This window comes from Anaerolineales bacterium, assembly GCA_037382465.1.
GTDB lineage: Bacteria > Chloroflexota > Anaerolineae > Anaerolineales > E44-bin32 > WVZH01.
Window position 1 is genome coordinate 1 of the sequence record JARRPX010000011.1, and the last position, 17,036, is coordinate 17,036.

The 17,036-nt window shown below is 55.3% G+C and carries 18 protein-coding genes and 1 tRNA gene; 13 read left to right on the forward strand and 6 right to left on the reverse strand.

The window, feature by feature from the left end:
* Window positions 1-628 (reverse strand): chloride channel protein (locus P8Z34_04645; GenBank protein MEJ2549953.1); only part of this gene is annotated, 628 nt, incomplete at its 3' end.
* Between the two features lie 560 nt (window positions 629-1,188).
* Here P8Z34_04645 and P8Z34_04650 point away from each other — a divergent pair.
* The gene (locus P8Z34_04650) at window positions 1,189-1,569 is read left to right on the forward strand and encodes a hypothetical protein (protein ID MEJ2549954.1); all 381 of its coding nucleotides are present in this window, start codon (window positions 1,189-1,191) and stop codon (window positions 1,567-1,569) included.
* A 1-nt stretch (window position 1,570) separates the two neighbouring features.
* Here P8Z34_04650 and P8Z34_04655 read toward each other — a convergent pair whose 3' ends face one another.
* A complete protein-coding gene (locus tag P8Z34_04655) occupies window positions 1,571-2,143 on the reverse strand; it encodes a class I SAM-dependent methyltransferase (protein ID MEJ2549955.1) in 573 nt (190 codons plus the stop codon).
* Window positions 2,137-2,631: a DinB family protein gene (locus tag P8Z34_04660; protein MEJ2549956.1), complete on the reverse strand. Its 495-nt coding sequence runs from the start codon at window positions 2,629-2,631 to the stop codon at window positions 2,137-2,139. Before P8Z34_04660 ends, P8Z34_04655 begins: the two co-directional genes overlap by 7 nt.
* Before the next feature lie 227 nt (window positions 2,632-2,858).
* Between P8Z34_04660 and moaC the strand changes: the two genes are divergently transcribed.
* Window positions 2,859-3,350, forward strand: coding sequence for a cyclic pyranopterin monophosphate synthase MoaC (gene moaC / locus P8Z34_04665; protein ID MEJ2549957.1), 492 nt, complete (start codon window positions 2,859-2,861; stop codon window positions 3,348-3,350).
* Window positions 3,310-3,810: a molybdenum cofactor biosynthesis protein MoaE gene (locus P8Z34_04670; GenBank protein ID MEJ2549958.1), complete on the forward strand. Its 501-nt coding sequence runs from the start codon at window positions 3,310-3,312 to the stop codon at window positions 3,808-3,810. Before moaC ends, P8Z34_04670 begins: the two co-directional genes overlap by 41 nt.
* A 32-nt stretch (window positions 3,811-3,842) precedes the next feature.
* On the opposite strand, the gene moaA is transcribed toward P8Z34_04670, so the two are convergent.
* Window positions 3,843-4,862 (reverse strand): GTP 3',8-cyclase MoaA, encoded by a 1,020-nt coding sequence (moaA, locus tag P8Z34_04675; GenBank protein MEJ2549959.1) that lies wholly within the window; start codon window positions 4,860-4,862, stop codon window positions 3,843-3,845.
* Window positions 4,863-5,141: 279 nt separating this feature from the next.
* Between moaA and P8Z34_04680 the strand changes: the two genes are divergently transcribed.
* From P8Z34_04680 to P8Z34_04690, 3 genes are all read left to right on the forward strand, one after another.
* Entirely contained in the window at window positions 5,142-5,804 is a 663-nt protein-coding gene (locus P8Z34_04680; GenBank protein MEJ2549960.1) for an ABC transporter permease, read from the forward strand.
* Window positions 5,797-6,528 carry a phosphate ABC transporter ATP-binding protein gene (locus P8Z34_04685; protein ID MEJ2549961.1) on the forward strand — a complete coding sequence of 244 codons (732 nt, stop codon included), beginning with the start codon at window positions 5,797-5,799 and terminating at the stop codon, window positions 6,526-6,528. Before P8Z34_04680 ends, P8Z34_04685 begins: the two co-directional genes overlap by 8 nt.
* A 111-nt stretch (window positions 6,529-6,639) precedes the next feature.
* Entirely contained in the window at window positions 6,640-7,563 is a 924-nt protein-coding gene (locus P8Z34_04690) for a substrate-binding domain-containing protein (GenBank protein MEJ2549962.1), read from the forward strand.
* A gap of 176 nt (window positions 7,564-7,739) precedes the next feature.
* On the opposite strand, the gene P8Z34_04695 is transcribed toward P8Z34_04690, so the two are convergent.
* Window positions 7,740-7,813: transfer RNA gene (locus tag P8Z34_04695), tRNA-Val, on the reverse strand.
* Window positions 7,814-7,868: 55 nt separating this feature from the next.
* Window positions 7,869-8,585 carry a nucleoside-diphosphate kinase gene (locus tag P8Z34_04700; GenBank protein MEJ2549963.1) on the reverse strand — a complete coding sequence of 239 codons (717 nt, stop codon included), beginning with the start codon at window positions 8,583-8,585 and terminating at the stop codon, window positions 7,869-7,871.
* A 78-nt stretch (window positions 8,586-8,663) separates the two neighbouring features.
* Here P8Z34_04700 and P8Z34_04705 point away from each other — a divergent pair, with 78 nt between their 5' ends.
* The 7 genes from P8Z34_04705 to P8Z34_04735 all read left to right on the forward strand — a co-directional run bounded on the left by P8Z34_04705 (window position 8,664) and on the right by P8Z34_04735 (window position 16,953).
* Window positions 8,664-9,176: a hypothetical protein gene (locus P8Z34_04705; protein ID MEJ2549964.1), complete on the forward strand. Its 513-nt coding sequence runs from the start codon at window positions 8,664-8,666 to the stop codon at window positions 9,174-9,176.
* Entirely contained in the window at window positions 9,173-10,363 is a 1,191-nt protein-coding gene (locus P8Z34_04710) for an SH3 domain-containing protein (GenBank protein ID MEJ2549965.1), read from the forward strand. The genes P8Z34_04705 and P8Z34_04710 overlap by 4 nt, the downstream gene beginning before the upstream one ends.
* A 257-nt stretch (window positions 10,364-10,620) precedes the next feature.
* Window positions 10,621-12,291, forward strand: coding sequence for a universal stress protein (locus P8Z34_04715; protein MEJ2549966.1), 1,671 nt, complete (start codon window positions 10,621-10,623; stop codon window positions 12,289-12,291).
* A gap of 46 nt (window positions 12,292-12,337) precedes the next feature.
* A complete protein-coding gene (locus P8Z34_04720; protein ID MEJ2549967.1) occupies window positions 12,338-13,342 on the forward strand; it encodes a metal ABC transporter substrate-binding protein in 1,005 nt (334 codons plus the stop codon).
* 7 nt (window positions 13,343-13,349) lie between these two features.
* Window positions 13,350-14,177: a zinc ABC transporter ATP-binding protein AztA gene (gene aztA / locus P8Z34_04725; GenBank protein ID MEJ2549968.1), complete on the forward strand. Its 828-nt coding sequence runs from the start codon at window positions 13,350-13,352 to the stop codon at window positions 14,175-14,177.
* A complete protein-coding gene (locus tag P8Z34_04730; protein ID MEJ2549969.1) occupies window positions 14,170-15,027 on the forward strand; it encodes a metal ABC transporter permease in 858 nt (285 codons plus the stop codon). The genes aztA and P8Z34_04730 overlap by 8 nt, the downstream gene beginning before the upstream one ends.
* A 168-nt stretch (window positions 15,028-15,195) precedes the next feature.
* Window positions 15,196-16,953, forward strand: a complete 1,758-nt coding sequence (locus P8Z34_04735; protein ID MEJ2549970.1) for a histidine kinase — start codon at window positions 15,196-15,198, stop codon at window positions 16,951-16,953.
* Window positions 16,954-17,036 lie beyond the last annotated feature (83 nt).

The window sequence follows — 17,036 nt, forward strand, 5'->3', positions numbered from 1 at the left end:
CGTGGAGCTGGCCGAGAATGATTTCCAGGGCAAAAACAGCGCCTGCGATTGGGGCGTTGAAGGTGGCTGCCATGCCCCCGGCAGCTCCGCAGGCAACCAGGTTCTTGATCCGTTCATCAGATAGATTGAAATACTGGCCAACGGTGGAACCGATCGCTGATCCGATCTGGGCGATGGGCCCTTCCCGGCCGACCGAACCCCCACTGGCAATGCACACAGCAGAGGCCAGGGATTTAACGATTGCTACCACCGGGCGGATCCGGCCGCCTTTCAGAGCGACCGCTTCCATGACCTCAGGTACGCCGTGTCCTTTGGCTTCCCGGGCAAATTTATAGATCATCGGACCATAGATCAGGCCACCCAGGGCGGGGATGATCAGCAGGTACCAGGGCTGAAAACCCTGGAGCAGTCCACCCAACTTGGTGAAGAACAGGTCCTGAAAGAAGGCAATCAGCCAACGAAAGAAGACGGCTCCCAAACCGGCTCCCACTCCAACCAGCAAAGCGGTCAGGAAGATGGCCAGAGATTCCGGCAGCCGGTTGCTGTCTTGCAAACGTGTTAGGTAGCCCCGGAGCTTTTGAAAGGGGAGATGGAGGGATGGCAGGAGTTTGCTCTGAGTCTGGCTCATGTTGATGCTCTCCAATCGCTAATAGCCTGATAATTGCATTGTACCCCTCCTTGAAATAAAACAACGCCGGATTGCTGAGAATCCAGGCGTTGGCGGTGAGGGTTCATCGTCACGTCTGAGGCTCAGCGGCACTAAGACTCATCCGATTCAGAAGAGAGTACACAGCAAAATATCCTACTCCAAGGGAAGCTGATTGGCAATGGGTTAAGCTGGGGATTTGAATAATTTCACTGCTGAAATCATGCAGGAACCGAGAGATTCCTCCCGGGCTCTTGTTTGCTTGGATGATTTTCGCCCGCACCGGGAATTTGTGCTCTGGATTATCGGATTCGATCCCATTGCTGCGGAGCACGAAAGAGGAATTCTTCAACCAGAATTGAAGATCAGTTTAATTGGGAGGCAATATCAGAATGTAGTGAGGAACGAGAACACTATCAGGTTAATAATCAGGCTTGTTTAGAATTCAACAATATCTGAGGTCAGGTAATTTAGCTTAACGCAAAGACTTTTCCTGTTTTCTCCTCTAAAATCTTGAAAGATAGGTTATTGAGGAGAAGATGATGAGAACAAGCCGAGCTGCGAAATGGATCCTGCCATTCTGTCTTTTGTTGGGAGCCTGTACTTCATCCACCTGCCCGTCGGACACAATCAGCTATCTGACAGCGCCATATCCGACCGAGAGAGCGGACGCGAGTCTTGAGGAGCAGAGGATCGAGATTGGACGTCAGGAAGTTCTCGTTGATGAGGTGATCACCGAAGATTTTTGCAATGACTCCTTATCTGGTGTGGTCTATGTCACCTGCGATATCCAGATTCCTGCCTGGGAAGAGGAAGCTTTATTTCTCCAGGATTGCGATTTGAAGATCAAGGATGGCACGGTAATTTATGTAGAAGCTCATGGGAATCAAGCTTATTATGAAGGATGTTCCTGCCACGAGTAGATCAATTGGATTCCAGGAGTTGTCTTTTGATATAAGCGGTTGTGGTATTTTCGGGGGAAAAAAGATATAAACGTGCTTTCCCTTTTTGGGATTTCTCTTTCATCCCAGGAAATAGAAACGTATTCGACACTACCCGGGTATCTGGTTTAAGCTCCTGGAGCAGCTTGTCCTGGAGCTTTTTATTGGTATCGGGCAGTAAATAACAGGTCACCACATCAGCTCGGCTGAGATCGTATTGAAAAAGGTTTCCCTGATGGACTTTCACCTGGTCACGCAGTCCCATCAATGTGATCAGGATCTGGCACCACAGCCAGCGCAGGGGATCGAGTTCGATGCCTACTGCCCGGGCTTGGTATTTTTTGGCGGCTGTGATCAGGATCCGGCCATCCCCACAGCCCAAATCGTAGATCAGCTCGCCAGGCTTGATTTCTGCCAGATCAAGCATATCCTGCACAGTGGACCTGGGTGTCGGGACCCAGGGTGCCCCGTGGGGGATGGTCCAGGTCAGGGAAATGCCCAGTACAAGGACTATAAGAATGGGCGCTGCCAATAATGCTATCTGAACTGCTAGCATTCGCCGATCCTTTCCTCCAACTCGCTGAGATGCTGGATCTCGTGCAGGACCAGGGTTCGGGTCTTCCAGTAAACCGATTCCTGACGCTTTTTGCCTGCTTCCCGGCCGGTTCGGAGCCATTCCTGAGTTGATAGTTTTTCCAGGACGCTGAGCAGCAGTAGGCGCCGGAGTTTGAAATACCCCAACAGATCAGCAAGCCCCAGTTTCTGATAGGACATCAGCTTCCCCCAGTCCCTCTCCGGGTGGATTTGCGGTAGATTGGGTTCCTTCAGGAGCAGGATTTGATAGACGGCTTCCGTCAGACGGGCTTCCGAGTTTAGCAGATGGGTCAGGATTTCCCGGAAAGAGCGCTGACCTTCGCCGGGAGGTTGGATCAGGGCGGATTCTCCCTGCCCGAAAGCCAGGGCATCCAACCGGGCAGGTGCACCGCGCAGCAGATCAAGTAAGGTGGAAATGTTCTCGGTTGATGGTTGAGTTGTGATTTTCACGGCTAACTTCCAAGGAGTGTTGTCCATCTATTTTATATCATCATTTACTGCAGCAGCTGTTACATACCCTAGGAAGAGGCCTGGGAAGTGATGATTTCGTGATTTCCTTCCACCTTAGCAAGGTTGTTTTCCGGGTCTGTATCCCGTTTTAACGAGCTGGATCCGATTATCAATAGCATACCCCCATCTCCCACGGACCTGGTTGGCAGCGTAGTATAATCACAGCTATGACAAAAAATCAACTATCCCACCTTGATCCCGCGGGAAAAGCGCAGATGGTCGATGTGGGTGATAAAAAAATCACTGACAGGATTGCGGTCGCCAGAGGCGAGGTCGAAGTTTCACCAGCTACTTATGAGCTGATCAAGGATGGCGCGCTCAAAAAAGGGGATGTGCTGACAGTTGCTCAGATTGCTGGAATCAGCGCTGCGAAAAGGACTTCTGAGCTGATTCCCCTCTGTCATCCTCTTCAGCTGAATTCCATCCGGGTCGATATAGAGCTGGAACCTGAGCTTCCAGGCCTGATTATTGAGGCCGAGATCCGCTCAAGTGGGAAGACCGGAGTTGAAATGGAAGCCCTCACAGCTGTTGCAGTAGCTGCCTTGACAGTCTATGATATGGCCAAAGCGGTTCAGAAGGATATCAAGATCGGCAACATCCGCCTGATTGAGAAAAGAGGTGGAAAATCAGGCGATTATCAAGCTCAGCAGGAAGGTTGATATGACTGACCTGCCTACTTCGATCCATTTAACGGAAGACGATATTGATTTCAATCAAGTTGTGGAGGAGATTACTCTGCCAACTACCGGTGCAGTGGTGATCTTTTCGGGCACGGTCAGGGAGATTACCACTCGCAGTGACCGGCAGACCTACTATTTAGAATACGAAGCTTATGAGGAAATGGCTCTGTCCAAGATGAACCAGATCGCAGATGAGATTCGGGAAAAGTGGCCGGCGGTGTTGGGTATCAGCATCGTTCACCGGGTAGGTACCCTCTATCCCGGGACACCAACGGTGCTGATCGCCTGCTCAGCGGCTCATCGTGATACAGGCGTATTCGAAGCTGCCCGCTATGGGATCGACCGTTTAAAACAGATTGTCACGATCTGGAAGAAAGAGGTAGGACCTAACGGCGAGGAATGGATCGAAGGGAATTACCAGCCTAAGCCCGGCGAATAATCGTTCAGTTAGGCCTCTGGCAATGATCTGAATTAACCCCCGATATAAGACATCTCTATTCTGTCCTCATCCGAATTTCCTTCCGCAGTGCGGGTCTGGGAATAGTTGTCGGACCGGTTCCCCCACAGTGAAGCCAGGAAATTCTTCAGCTCCGTGTCACTGGCATCACCCCGCAGCAAGGACTTCAAGTCATGTCCTTGGTTGGCAAACAGGCAGGTGAATAGCTCGCCGGCAGAGGACATTCGCAGCCTGGTGCAGTTTCCGCAGAAGGGATCGGTCACCGAGGCGATCAAGCCGATCTCGACCTCGCTGTCTTTATATTTCCACCGTTTTGCCACCTCGCTGGGGACGTCCGGCTCGACTGGAATAAGAGGGTGGACGGCCTGGAGGCGCTCCAATATTTGACGGGCGGGGACGACCTCATCCATCTTCCAACCGTTTGTGGATCCGACGTCCATGTACTCGATGAAGCGTAGAGTATGCCCTCGCTCCCGAAAATATTCAGCCATGGGTAAAATACTCTGGTCATTGACCCCACGTTTGACGACCATGTTGATCTTGATCGGGAACAGCTCCTGGTCTTCCGCGGCGCTGATACCATCCAGAACTTTCTGGACCGGGAAATTGACCCCATTCATAGCCATGAAGACCTCGTCCTCCAGGGAATCCAGACTGATTGTGACCCGATCCAGGCCTGCTTTTTTCAGGAGGGGAGCTTTCTTTGGTAAAAGCGAGCCGTTGGTAGTCATAGCCAGTTCTAAATCAGGGTGATTATCGCGGAGAATCTGAACCAGGTCCTCGACATGAGCCCTGACGAGTGGTTCGCCCCCGGTTAGGCGGACTTTTCGCAGGCCGTAGGGTGCGACCGCTTTCACAAATCGGGCGATTTCATCAATTGTCAGCAGTTCTTTTGTGGGCAGAAAGGGATAATCACTGCCAAAAATCTCTTTGGGCATACAGTATTGGCAGCGAAAATTGCAGCGATCTGTGACCGAGATTCTCAAATCGGTAAAGGGTCGATCAAATTTGTCAAGAATCTGTTCATTGGACATGAGACACCATTAAATACCATTAATATGGAGCAAAAACCAGGTTCCTGGGTTTTTGACGTTTCAGAATTATATCATCTTACCCTATCCGGCCCAAAGGCTCATCCTTCAAACGACTTTACAGCTGACAGAGTGCTGAGTGATCCCCAGACCAAGAAATTAAAGCTGATCAGGGGCTGCTGCCTGGTCAGGCAGATCCCGAAATCTGACGGGCTGGGCTAAATGTGTTAAAATACGCGAGTTATCGGTATTTACAAGTTAAATAGAAAGCAGATATTTAGAATGGGTTCTAATTTCTTAGGTATTGTCGGGTTGTCTTTACAGGTATCCGGCCTGGCCTTGCTGTTCAGCACCTTGATTGGCGTCCCGGTGGGGGTGATTATCGGCTTGAACCGCTTTATAGGTCGCCGGTTAGCGGCTGTGGTTCTCTATACCGGTATGGGTTTCCCCCCTGTTGTTATTGGTTTGTTTGTCTACATTTTGCTTTCTCGAAGCAGCCCGATCGGGAGTCTCAACACCCCTTTCATCCCCAATCTCTTTACTCCTAGCGCTATGGTCCTTGCCCAGACGATCATCTCCTTCCCTCTGGTAGCTGGTTTTACCATGGCCGCAGTGATGGGTGTGGATCCTGCTTTACGGAGACAAACGATGTCCTTGGGAGCTACCAGGCACCAAACAGCCTTAACTGTGCTGTCAGAAGCGCGCACTGGCGTGATCGTTGCTGTCGCTGCTGGGTTTGGCAGTATCATCAGCGAGGTTGGCGCGGTGATGCTGGTAGGAGGGAATATTCAGGGGCAGACCAGAGTCATGACCACAGCGATCGTGCTTGAGACCCGCAAAGGGAACTTTGATCTGGCGATCTTGCTCGGATTGGTTCTGCTGTTGGTAACTTTTCTGGTGAATTTGCTCATTCTCAGACTCCAGGGGACGGTGTTCGATGAATGACAATTCGATCTATCATCTGGAGAATGTGACTAAATACTATGGTGACAAAAAAGTGCTCGATGTCAGATCTCTGGAGGTCCTTAAGGGGGAGAGATTGTGCATCGTTGGCCCCAGCGGTGCCGGGAAAAGTACCTTGCTGAGACTGATGAACTTCCTGGAACCGCCCGATGGGGGAGAAATCCAATTTCATCAGACTCGTTTCAGCCCTGCTGACCAGATCCCCCTGGAGGTGCGTCGTCAGGTGACCACGGTCTTTCAGCGGCCGATCCTGCTCAATCGCAGTGTTCTGGAGAATGTCAATTATGGTCTGCGCTTACGGGGAAACCTGGATGGAAAGGAACGTATCCAAAAATCTTTGCAGCAGGTCGGTCTGACTGATATAGCCCAACAAAAAGCTAACACTCTATCGGGTGGGGAAGCCCAGCGGGTTTCGCTAGCCCGGGCTATGGTTCTGCAACCCGAAGTGCTGCTGCTGGATGAACCCACCGCCAATCTGGATCCCTACAATGTAATGCTGATTGAGGACATCATTCAGAATCTCAATCGTCAGGGTGTGACCATTGTCCTGGTGACTCACAATATATTCCAGGCCCGCCGTCTGGCTGATCGGGTGGCGTTCCTTCTTGATGGGTCAATAATCGAGATCGCTCCCGTTGATCGTTTTTTCAACGCCCCTGCGGATCCACGGACAGCATCGTTTGTCAACGGCGATATGATCTATTAAGTCCTCAGTTGTAATTTGGAGTTTGGAGGCGTTGAAAAAATCCTGGGTCCGACTGGGGAAGGAAACAGATCTGGAAAAATATCCTGGTTTTACCAGTATAAAGGAGAGAGAATGACCAAGAGATCAATCAGTGCAGTGAGTATTGCCCTGCTGCTGGTACTAGTACTGGGGGCTTGTGGTACTTCATCTCAAAAGCCAACGGCTGAGACAACAGATGTTAAGGGGAGTGATGTGGTGGAACCAGTCTCAGGGGAGGGTGAGAGGCAAGCACCAGCAAGACTGGTTCTGGCGACTACGACCTCGACTTATGACTCAGGACTGCTCGATACCATTCTGCCGGATTTTGAGGATATAAGCGGAGCTGAGGTGGATGTGATCGCGGTAGGAACTGGTCAGGCGCTGTCTCTGGGAGAGAATGGTGACGCTGATGTGCTCCTGGTCCATGCCCGGGCCCGGGAGGACGCATTCATGGAAGCCGGTCATGGAGTTCGGCGGGAAGACGTGATGTACAATGATTTTGTGATTGTAGGACCTCCGGAGGATCCTGCCGGAATCAAAGGGATGAAGGATGCTGTCGAGGCATTTCAATCAATTGCTGATGTGGAAGCTCCCTTTGTCTCGCGGGGTGATGACTCGGGAACTAATATTAAAGAAAAAGCGATCTGGGGAGAAGCGGGACTTGAACCTGCTGGCGGTTGGTACATTTCTGTGGGTCAGGGAATGGGCGCTGTCTTGACCTTGGCGAATGAACAGCAAGCCTATACCTTGTCAGACCGAGCCACGTATCTGGCGCGTACCTTGGAAGGAACCGATCTGGTGCTCTTAGTGGAAGGGGATCCGATCCTTTTCAATCCCTACGGGGTGATCGCTGTCAATCCGGATAAGAATCCTGAGATCAATAATGAACTTGCAAATTCGTTCATCGATTGGTTGATTTCCGTGCCAGTCCAAGATAAGATCAGCGATTTTGGGAGGGATGAGTTCGGCCAATCGCTGTTTGTGCCTGACTCCCAACCCTGGCGGGATGCTCATTAACCGATCTGGAGAGATTGTGGATATGGATAGTGGGGGAAGTTTAAATCAATTTCTTTCTTGGCGGTCAGATAGCTTGTTATGAGTGGGATAAGGTTTGAGTAAGAATACTCTCGGTCTGTTATGAGATCAGTTAGATAAAAAAACCCCCACCGAAAAGATCGAGGGGGCTCTGTTTGTGGGCGCGAATGGACTCGAACCATCGACCTCACGGATGTGAACCGTGCGCTCTAACCAGCTGAGCTACGCGCCCGTATGTACTAGGAGTTTAATGGAAACGCAGGCATCCTGCAAGATATTCCTCTCCCTTACACTGCGCTTCCCAAGATGATTCTCAGCAGCGTCTCGAGCTGCTTGGGGGTGATGTCCGGATTCTCCTGCTTGAGATAACTTCGAATCTGTTCTTTTTGATCGTCGCTGGCGGAACCGGCTTTTGCCATCTGGACGCAGATTTCTCGCAGTTCCTGGGTGTGATTGGGGAGCGAGGGATCGTATCTCCGGGCGTACTCCTCGGGCGTCAGATCGAACTGGCCCTTGCGGATACCCAGCTTCGCCCTCCACAAATCCGTCTCCCGCCGGCCGCTCTCGACGCTGTCCGAGAGATGGACGCAGTTAACGCCGGCGTAAATTCCAAAGCGGCCGCGGATCGTTTCGGGCGCAGCTTCGTGCGCCTGCGTCTTCCCCAGGAAAGCCCGCAGGCGTTCGACGGCAGCGTCGTCCGCGACCTCGATGAGCATCACGTACACCGGGCAGGCCGTGACGTAATACTCCAGCCAGGGGTAAAAAGGCCGGTCCGCAACGTGCGCATAATGCTCGGCCGAAAGCGCGGCGTCCACCCGGCGCGTTTCGAAAGAAAGGATTTCCATATCATCGTTCGATAAAAATTCTTTCTCGATCGCCGCACCGACGTTCTTGCGCAGCACGGCATCCGCCTTGAGAAAAGTCAACAATTGTGCCACGTTTCCACCTTCTTCGATGAGTGTGTTTGATACACGCTCGACCAACGGGTCGCTCGCCGGCGTCATTCTAGCACAAAAGCATGCGTGTTGGATTTTCACCCCGTCTACACAGTGCTATAATGCGGACGGTGAATGGAGATTTGCGTGCTCGTGCCTGTAAATCAAAATCCACCTGCCGAGGGAGGCATGATCGAACTCAACATACCCGGAAGGGGGCAGATCCAGATCGATCACCTGGTTTCCGACGTTAACGGCACACTGGCGCTCGACGGTCGTTTGACGGACGGTGTGGCCAAAGCCCTGACATCTCTGATAGACAGGCTGGAAATCCACCTGTTGACCGCAGATACCCACGGCCGGCAGGACAGCATCGACCGTCAATTGGGCTTGAACGCAGTCCGTATTCCGCCCGGCGGTGAGGCGGAAGCAAAAGCGAAATACGTACGTCGGTTGGGGGCTTCACGGGTGATCGCCTTGGGGCAAGGCGCGAACGACAGCGGGATGCTGCGGGATGCGGCGATCGGGATTTGTATCCTTTCGCAAGAAGGTCTCGCCGCGGAGGCTTTGAACGCCGCAGACATCGTGACCCCGGATGTGCTTTCCGCCCTCGACTTAATCGATAATCCGATGCGACTGGTCGCCAGTTTACGCCGATGAGCATACAACCTACAGAACCCCTCAACGATCCGGAAGAATTGTCTCCCGCAAGACGCCGACGCGCTCGTCGAATGCTCACGCAGCTGCGCGCGGATGAGCGCGAAGTCTTTCTCGAAAACCTGGCCCATTCCGTCTCTCCCAGCGTCGACCTCTTTCTTTATGCGATTCTCGCCGGATTGCTGGTCGGCCTGGGATTCAGCCTGGATCAAAACGCGCTCTTGATCGCCGGGGCATTGGCAACCCCGCGCATGGCGCCCATCGCAGGATTGGCCCTGGCCGCCGTTTCGGGATCGCCGCGCTTTTTCCTGCGCATGTTCGCCGCTTTGGCGGTGGCGCTGGTGCTGTTGAGCCTGGTGGCCGGCTTGAGTGGATGGATAACATCCTCGCTTTCATCGGGGGTCCTGCTTGCACTCGAACACGCCTCACTGAATCTGGTCGACTTCGGATTGCTTCTCGTCGGTGCGGTTTTAATGTCGCTCTCGGTCGGACGCACCCAGCAGGTGCCCTTGTTGGCCAGCACGGCAGTGGCCTACGAGCTGGTCTTACCGCTGGGCGCCGCGGCCATCGGTTTGGTACAGGGAAATCCGGATTTGACGCAGGATGCGCTGCTCCTCTTCGGCCTTCATCTCACCTGGGCGGTCGTCGCCAGCGTGGGGACGTTCGTGGCGTTGGGCTTTCGTCCGCTGACGGGTTACAGTCATTCCATCGCCACGGCGATCGTGCTCATCGGATTGGTCTCGCTGGTAAGCGCCCTGGGACTGGGTTACTCGGTCATGGCTTCCCTGCCCACACCGACGGTGACTCCAACGTTCACACCGACCGCTTCCGGCACGCCCACGATTACGGCCACCTTCACGGCCAGCGCCACGCCGACGGTGTCTGCAACCCCTACCGTGACACCCACCTTCACGGCGACAGCCACGCCGCTGCCGCCTCTGGCCATCGTGATCCAGACCGGCGATTTGGGAGGGTACCTGCGAGACGCCCCGGCCGGGGATATAACGGGATTTCTGCGGGACGGCGACGAGGTGCGCATCATCGGCGACCCCGTCGAGGTGAACGGCGTGCTCTGGTGGCCCGTACGCACTTCCGACGGGAGCGTGGGGTGGCTGCACGGAGCCCTGATCGCGACGGCGACTCCGACGCTGCCGATAGCTCCCACGGCAACGCCCTCTCCTGCACCGTAATTTCGTTTAAGATTCTATAAAATACCAGCGAGGAATCACGTACAGCGGCGTCGATCGGGTCTGAGAGACGATGAGATGGTTCACGCAGATCGAACTCGAGAGACGCAGTTTGGGACCGCGAGCGTATTCAGGAACGATCCTTTTTTAGGTAAAATCGTGAGTTGGTATATACGCTGTGGAAGTCGAACCCGAAGGAGTGAACGTTGAGCATCGTCTCGGCCATACAAGATTTCCGCCGTGCACGGCGGAGGGCATCCATGGAACAAATCGTCGCCCGATTCACCGGAAAGTCGGCCGAATTGCTTTCTTACGACGAAGTGCGAAAGAAGCTGCACGCCGTCGAAGAATCCGGGGAAGAACTGCGGAACATTCCTCTGGACGCGATCGTAGGCAGTGTCGACCGCTATACAGATTTCACGCGCAGTTTCCTGCCGCGCTACGACAGCGACATAGACCGCTGGATTCGGGTCCAGGTCGCGGTCACCGAGCCCACGGGACTGCCGCCTATCGAGGTGTATCAGATCGGCGAGGTGTATTTCGTACATGACGGCAATCATCGTGTGTCGGTCGCGCGCCAATTGGGAGCCGATCACATCCAGGCCTACGTGACCGAGGTGCACACCAAAGTCCCACTCTTGCCGGACGATCAGCCCGACGATCTCATCCTCAAGGCCGAATACGCCAAATTTCTCGAACACACGAAGATCGACCGTCTGCTTCCCGAAGTGAGTTTCATCCTCACCGTTCCCGGCCAGTACCGCCGCCTCGAAGAACACATTCAGGTTCATCATTACTTTATGGGCCTGGACCAACAGCGCGACGTTCCCTTCAACGAAGCCGTCGTCCATTGGTATGAAGAATATTACCTGCCGATCGTAGAGATCATCCGCGAGCGGGGAATCCTGCGGGAATTCCCCGGACGAACGGAAACAGACCTGTATCTATGGATCTCCGAGCACCGGGCCATTCTCGCCGAAAACTTCGGGCAAGAAATCCGTCCGGAGATTGCTGCAGAAGATTTGGCGGAAAACGTGGACTCGCAAACCAAAAGCAGATTCACGAAAATCCTGGATAGAATCCGCAGCTTGATCACCGCCAACAAGCCGCGCTTTCGATTAAGACCGGAGCTGCGGCGCGACAGGCTATTGGACAATGGCGATGTGGGTCCGTTGTTCGCCGATATTCTGGTGGGCGTCGGCGGCAGTGACGATCAATGGAACGCCCTCGGGCAAGCGCTGCAAGTGGCGAAGCGCGAAGGTGCGCGGATCAATGGGCTGCAAGTGCTTCCTTCCGAGGCGGCATTGGAAAACGAGGCGGCTCAATCGCTTCGTCAGACCTTCAAACAACGCTGTGCACAGGAAGGGATCGAAGGAACGCTTAATTTCAGCGTCGGGGACGTTTCGGAAAGACTGCGCCAAAGATCGCGATTCAACGATCTCGTGATCGTCAATCTGGCGTATCCGCCCGAGCCGAGGCCAACCTCCAGGCTGAGCTCCGGATTCAGCAAACTCGTCCGCAATTGCCCGAGACCGATCCTGGCCGTACCCCGGGTGGTCTCCGCATTGAACCGGGGATTATTGGCGTACGACGGAAGCCCCAAAGCGGATGAAGCTTTGTTCGTCAGCGCCTATCTGGCTTTGCGCTGGAAAATCCCCATCACGGTCGTCGTTGTAGACGATGAGAAAATCGAGAGCGGCAAGACGATGCACCGCGTCCAATCGTATTTCAAACACCAGGGAGTACATGCCCATTACGTGATGGAGGTGGGCGATGTTTCGGATGCGATCCTACGCACTGCCGACGAGGATCACAGCGAATTGATCATCATGGGGGGCTACGGCGCCGCGCCCGTCAAGGAAGTCATGATTGGCAGCGCCGTCGATCAGATCCTGCGTGAAAGTCGAACTCCGACGCTGATCTGCAATTGACGCGCCGATTCGAACGAAACTGGCCCCGAAAAGAGGTTGACCGACCATGTCTGACTGGCACAACGCCCATTTCCTCCAAGTGCTGATCATCTGTGCGGCCGTATTGACGGGATGCTCCTCTGGATTATCCGCAGGAGGATCAAACGACATCGCATCCTTGACCACACCGCTTGCCGACCTGAAACCCGTCCAGCTCGCTGGTGGAGAGAAATTACGCCTCGTGATCACGACCGACATCGTCGCCGATGTCGTGCAAAACGTGGGTGGAGACGAAATCGAAGTCGTCACACTCATCCCGACCGGCGTCGACCCGCATACCTTCCAGGCATCTCCAGCAGACCTGCGCACCATGACCGAGGCGCATGCGATCATACTCAACGGTGCCGGTTTGGAGGAATTCCTGTATCAAACATTGTCGCAGATCCCCAAGGAGGTGCCCATCATCTCCCTTTCGGAGGGTATCGAACTGCGGCAATTTTCTGCCGATCAAGTTTCCCGGGCACAAGACGGCGAACACGCAGGCACCGACCCGCACGTCTGGTTCGATCCTTTGAACGTCATGGTTTGGACAGACAACAGCGCGCAGCTTTTGGGCACTCTGGATGCACAAAACCGAGACGCCTATGCCGAAAATGCCCGCGAGTACGTCGAAGCACTGGTTTCGCTGGACGAGTGGATAAAACAAATGGTTGCAGAGATCCCGGAACCAAACCGGAAACTGGTCACGGATCACCTGGCCTTCGGCTACTTCGCCCAGCGCTACGGCTTCGAAATGGTTGGAGCGGTTGTACCGGCCTACAGCACGGATGCGGAACCCTCCGCACGAGAACTTGCCGACCTGAATGACAAGATCAAGGCGCAGGGAATCCCGGCCCTTTTTGTAGGCATCACGACCAACCCCCAACTTACTGCGCTGATTGCCCAGGATACCGATGTCAAATTGGTATCGCTCTATATCGGCTCGCTTAGCAAACCCGGCGGACCGGCCGATACCTACATACGATTCATGCAGTATGATGTTAATGCCATCGTCCAGGCTTTAGCCAAGTGAGGTTTGTATGGCCCAATTGATCACACGGCCACCCAGCCACGATCGAGAAGCGCCGGCGTTGTCCATGGAAGCGGTACGCCTCGAGTATGACGGCACTGTCGTCCTGCACGGCGTGACGGCCGAAATTCAAGCCGGTGAACTCGTCGCCATCGTCGGCCCCAACGGCGCCGGGAAGACAACCCTGCTAAAAATCGTGGCCGGCATTTTGAAACCCGACGCGGGAAGCATACGCGTGTTCGGCCATCGGCCCGGCGGACACGTTTGTATCGCCTACGTGCCGCAGCGCAGTCAAGTGGATTTGTCTTTTCCCGTGACCGTGGCTGAAGTGGTCATGATGGGACGCATTCGCAAGATCGGCCCCTTCCGCTGGCCGAGCAAGGACGATTGGACGTTCGTGCATCATGCGCTGCAACGTGTCGGAATGACCGAGTACACCGATCGACAAATTGGCGAGTTGTCCGGCGGCCAACAGCAGCGGGTGTTCCTGGCACAAGCGCTCGCGCAGGAAGCGGAAATCATCCTGCTCGATGAACCCTTCACCGGACTCGACCTCTCCAGCCAGGAAGCGATTCTGTCCATGCTGGAAGATTTGAAAGCGAGCAGCGTAGCCATACTCGTTTCGACACACGACCTCAGTCTGGCGAACGAACGATTCGACAGAGTGATGCTGCTCAACCGACGTTTGATCGCCGTCGGAATTCCGGCCGAGGTGTTCACCCGGTCGAATCTGCTGGAAGCATACGGGGGGCACGTTCACGATCTGCCGGAAGCAGGAGGCACGATGGTCCTTGCAGAACCTTGCTGCGGCGACGACACGGAGGCGAAACGTGGCTGAGTGGACGCAGTGGCTGGTCGAGCCCTTTCGCTACGAGTTCATGCTGCGCGGCCTGTGGGCTTCACTGATCGTCGGTGTGGTTTGTCCGGTTCTGGGAACGTACGTCGTCCTGCGGGGCATGGCCTTCCTCGGAGATGCGCTGGCGCACATCATCCTGCCGGGAGTGGTCATCGCTTTCATGATCGGATGGCCGCTCCCCGTCGGCGCGCTGATCATCGGCGTCGTGGCCGCGTTGTCGATCGGCGCCATCGGACGGCGCGCAGAAATCAAAGAAGACGCGGCGATCGGCGTGGTGTTCGCCGGAGCCTTTGCCCTCGGCGTGGCGCTGATTTCAGTCCAGCGCAGTTATGCCGTCGACCTCACCCACATCCTCTTCGGCAACTTGTTGGGCGTCTCGACTGCGGACATCCGCTTGATGCTCGCGCTGGGCGTGGTCGTCATGCTGGCGATCTTTGCCTTCTACAAGGAATTTCTGGTGCTGTCCTTCGATCCCGTTCTGGCGGCGACGCTGCGCCTCCCCGTGACCTTTCTGCAAAACCTGCTGCTGGTATTGTTGGCCATCGTGATCGTGATTTCGCTCCAGGCGGTAGGCGTTGCCCTGGTTTTGGCCATGCTCGTCACGCCTGCCTCGGCCGCCCTCTTGCTTGCGCGCCGGCTGCCGGTGATGATGCTGCTTTCTACGGGGATCGGTGTGTTCTCTTCTGTGGTAGGTTTGTATCTCTCGTACTACGCGGACATCGTCTCCGGATCGGCGATCGTACTGGTGGCGACTCTCTTCTTTGGGGTGGTCTTCCTGTTTGCTCCACGCAAGGGTGTGCTCTCGAGCCTGCTGAGACGAAATCACGGCTGAACGATTCTCGCTGCTGATTTTCACGATTCACAAACGGGCATGTACGCTGATATCCACATTGCGTGGTTCCAGGTTCGAACGTGAATCCGCCTGCCTCGCACAATTGTCCGCGCAACCTTACTCTAGGGTCATTTTGCAACCATCTCCGAAGGGTTTATCATTGGAAACATGTTTCGAGTGCACGATCGCTACCCCTTGGATTCGATCGATTGGGTGATTTTCAGCACGCGCGGTTTGTTCCTCACCGCGCTGCCGCTGGTCGCCGGATTCGGCGGGATTCTCACCAAAACGCTGATCATCCTGTTCACCGGCTGGCTCTTTTTCACGCTGCTGACCAGCCTGCTTCGCGTCGGTGGGTGGCGGCCGCGTTGGCTCGAAGCCGTCGCCGCGGCGATCGAGACGGGTTTCGCGGTGAGCTGCGTCGTCCTCTCCGGGAGATTGGACAGTCCACTCTGGTGGAGTCTGTTGATCGGCCCCACGAGAGTCGCGCTGGCGTACGGCCTGGCGCCGTCTACAGCGATGACCGCCGCGGGGTTGTTGGCTTATGTCGTCGAGAGCGTGGTTACGAGTTCGTACGTCGCTCAAGATTGGCCCATTCTCACGATACTCGGGATCGTCATCCTGCTCTGCGCCTGCGTGCTCGGCTGGCTTGCAAAGCGAGTACACACGATTGCCGAGCAAATCGGGCACGAAGAAGGGTTGAGCCTGAGCCAGGTGCGGGAACGTGAACGCGAGCGGGCACGCGCGGTCTTTTCCATGGCTGCGGAACTCAGTTCGACCTTGAATTACGAGCGCGTTCTGGACATGGCCCTCGACATCAGCGCCCAATCTCTCGCCGACATCGACTCCGAGACGACGGATTTGGTCAGCGCGCTGCTGCTGTTTTCAAGCGGAGAAATGCACGTCGTTTCCGATCGGGGATTAACGCATGCCGACCGCCGCATCACGTTTCCCGGGGAGCAAGGCGTCCTGGATCGCACGTTGATCAGTGGGGAACCGCGCCTGACCCGCAACCCGAGCGAAGACCCGGAATTGCAGCGTGTGGTCGGCCTGCACGGCCGCCAGGTGGTCCTGAGTATTCCGCTTTCCGCAGGATTGGAAACCTACGGCGTGCTTCTCTTTGCCCATCGCGAACCGCATTACTTCACCGCAGAGCGAGTCGAAATCCTATGGGCGATCGCACAGCAAGCCATGATTGCACTCCAGAACGCACGTCTTTATCGGGATCTCGAGCAGGAAAAGGAACGCATCACGGAAATCCAGGAAGAAGCGCGCAAGAAATTGGCGCGCGATCTACACGATGGCCCAACGCAAACCATCGCCGCCATCGCCATGCGGGTCAACTTCGCCCGGCGCTTGATGGAGCGCGATCCCCAGGCCGCATCCGAAGAACTCTACAAGGTGGAGGACATGGCGCGGCGCACGACGAAGGAAATCCGGCACATGCTCTTCACGCTGCGGCCGTTGATCCTCGAATCCCAGGGGATGGTCGCAGCGCTCATGCAGTTGGCGGAGAAGATGCGCGAGACCCACGGCCAGAACATCATCATCACTGCCGATCCCGAAGCGGCCGAAGACATGGAGATGGCCGGCCAGGGTGTCGTGTTTTACATTGCCGAAGAGGCGATCAACAACGCCCGCAAACACGCGGAGGCGGAGCACATCTGGGTGCGCCTCGAGCGGCGCGAGGACATGTTCGTGCTCGAAGTGGAGGACGACGGCGTGGGTTTCAACGTGGGCGCCGTCGACGCCAATTACGAACAACGCGGCAGTTTGGGAATCGTCAACATGCGCGAGCGCGCCGAGTTGGTCAATGGCGTGCTGCACATCGAATCCGCCGAAGGCCGGGGCACGTGCATCACCGTTTACGTCCCGCTGAGCGACGAAAGCGCCGAACGCCTGCACAAACCGGGTTTCGTGTACTGACCGCTTCCTGGAAACGGCGAACGCACACGAGCAGCGTCACGTGTGCCGGAGCCGGGTAAGATAGCGACCGCCCCACACGTCTA

Bases quoted from the DNA above. Each gene is read 5' to 3' on its own strand.
- P8Z34_04650 (MEJ2549954.1), top strand. From the start codon at position 1,189: ATGAGAACAAGCCGAGCTGCGAAATGGATCCTGCCATTCTGTCTTTTG.
- P8Z34_04655 (MEJ2549955.1), bottom strand. From the start codon at position 2,143: ATGCTAGCAGTTCAGATAGCATTATTGGCAGCGCCCATTCTTATAGTC.
- moaC (MEJ2549957.1), top strand. From the start codon at position 2,859: ATGACAAAAAATCAACTATCCCACCTTGATCCCGCGGGAAAAGCGCAG.
- moaA (MEJ2549959.1), bottom strand. From the start codon at position 4,862: ATGTCCAATGAACAGATTCTTGACAAATTTGATCGACCCTTTACCGAT.
- P8Z34_04680 (MEJ2549960.1), top strand. From the start codon at position 5,142: ATGGGTTCTAATTTCTTAGGTATTGTCGGGTTGTCTTTACAGGTATCC.
- P8Z34_04685 (MEJ2549961.1), top strand. From the start codon at position 5,797: ATGAATGACAATTCGATCTATCATCTGGAGAATGTGACTAAATACTAT.
- P8Z34_04690 (MEJ2549962.1), top strand. From the start codon at position 6,640: ATGACCAAGAGATCAATCAGTGCAGTGAGTATTGCCCTGCTGCTGGTA.
- P8Z34_04700 (MEJ2549963.1), bottom strand. From the start codon at position 8,585: ATGACGCCGGCGAGCGACCCGTTGGTCGAGCGTGTATCAAACACACTC.
- P8Z34_04710 (MEJ2549965.1), top strand. From the start codon at position 9,173: ATGAGCATACAACCTACAGAACCCCTCAACGATCCGGAAGAATTGTCT.
- P8Z34_04715 (MEJ2549966.1), top strand. From the start codon at position 10,621: ATGGAACAAATCGTCGCCCGATTCACCGGAAAGTCGGCCGAATTGCTT.
- P8Z34_04720 (MEJ2549967.1), top strand. From the start codon at position 12,338: ATGTCTGACTGGCACAACGCCCATTTCCTCCAAGTGCTGATCATCTGT.
- aztA (MEJ2549968.1), top strand. From the start codon at position 13,350: ATGGCCCAATTGATCACACGGCCACCCAGCCACGATCGAGAAGCGCCG.
- P8Z34_04735 (MEJ2549970.1), top strand. From the start codon at position 15,196: ATGTTTCGAGTGCACGATCGCTACCCCTTGGATTCGATCGATTGGGTG.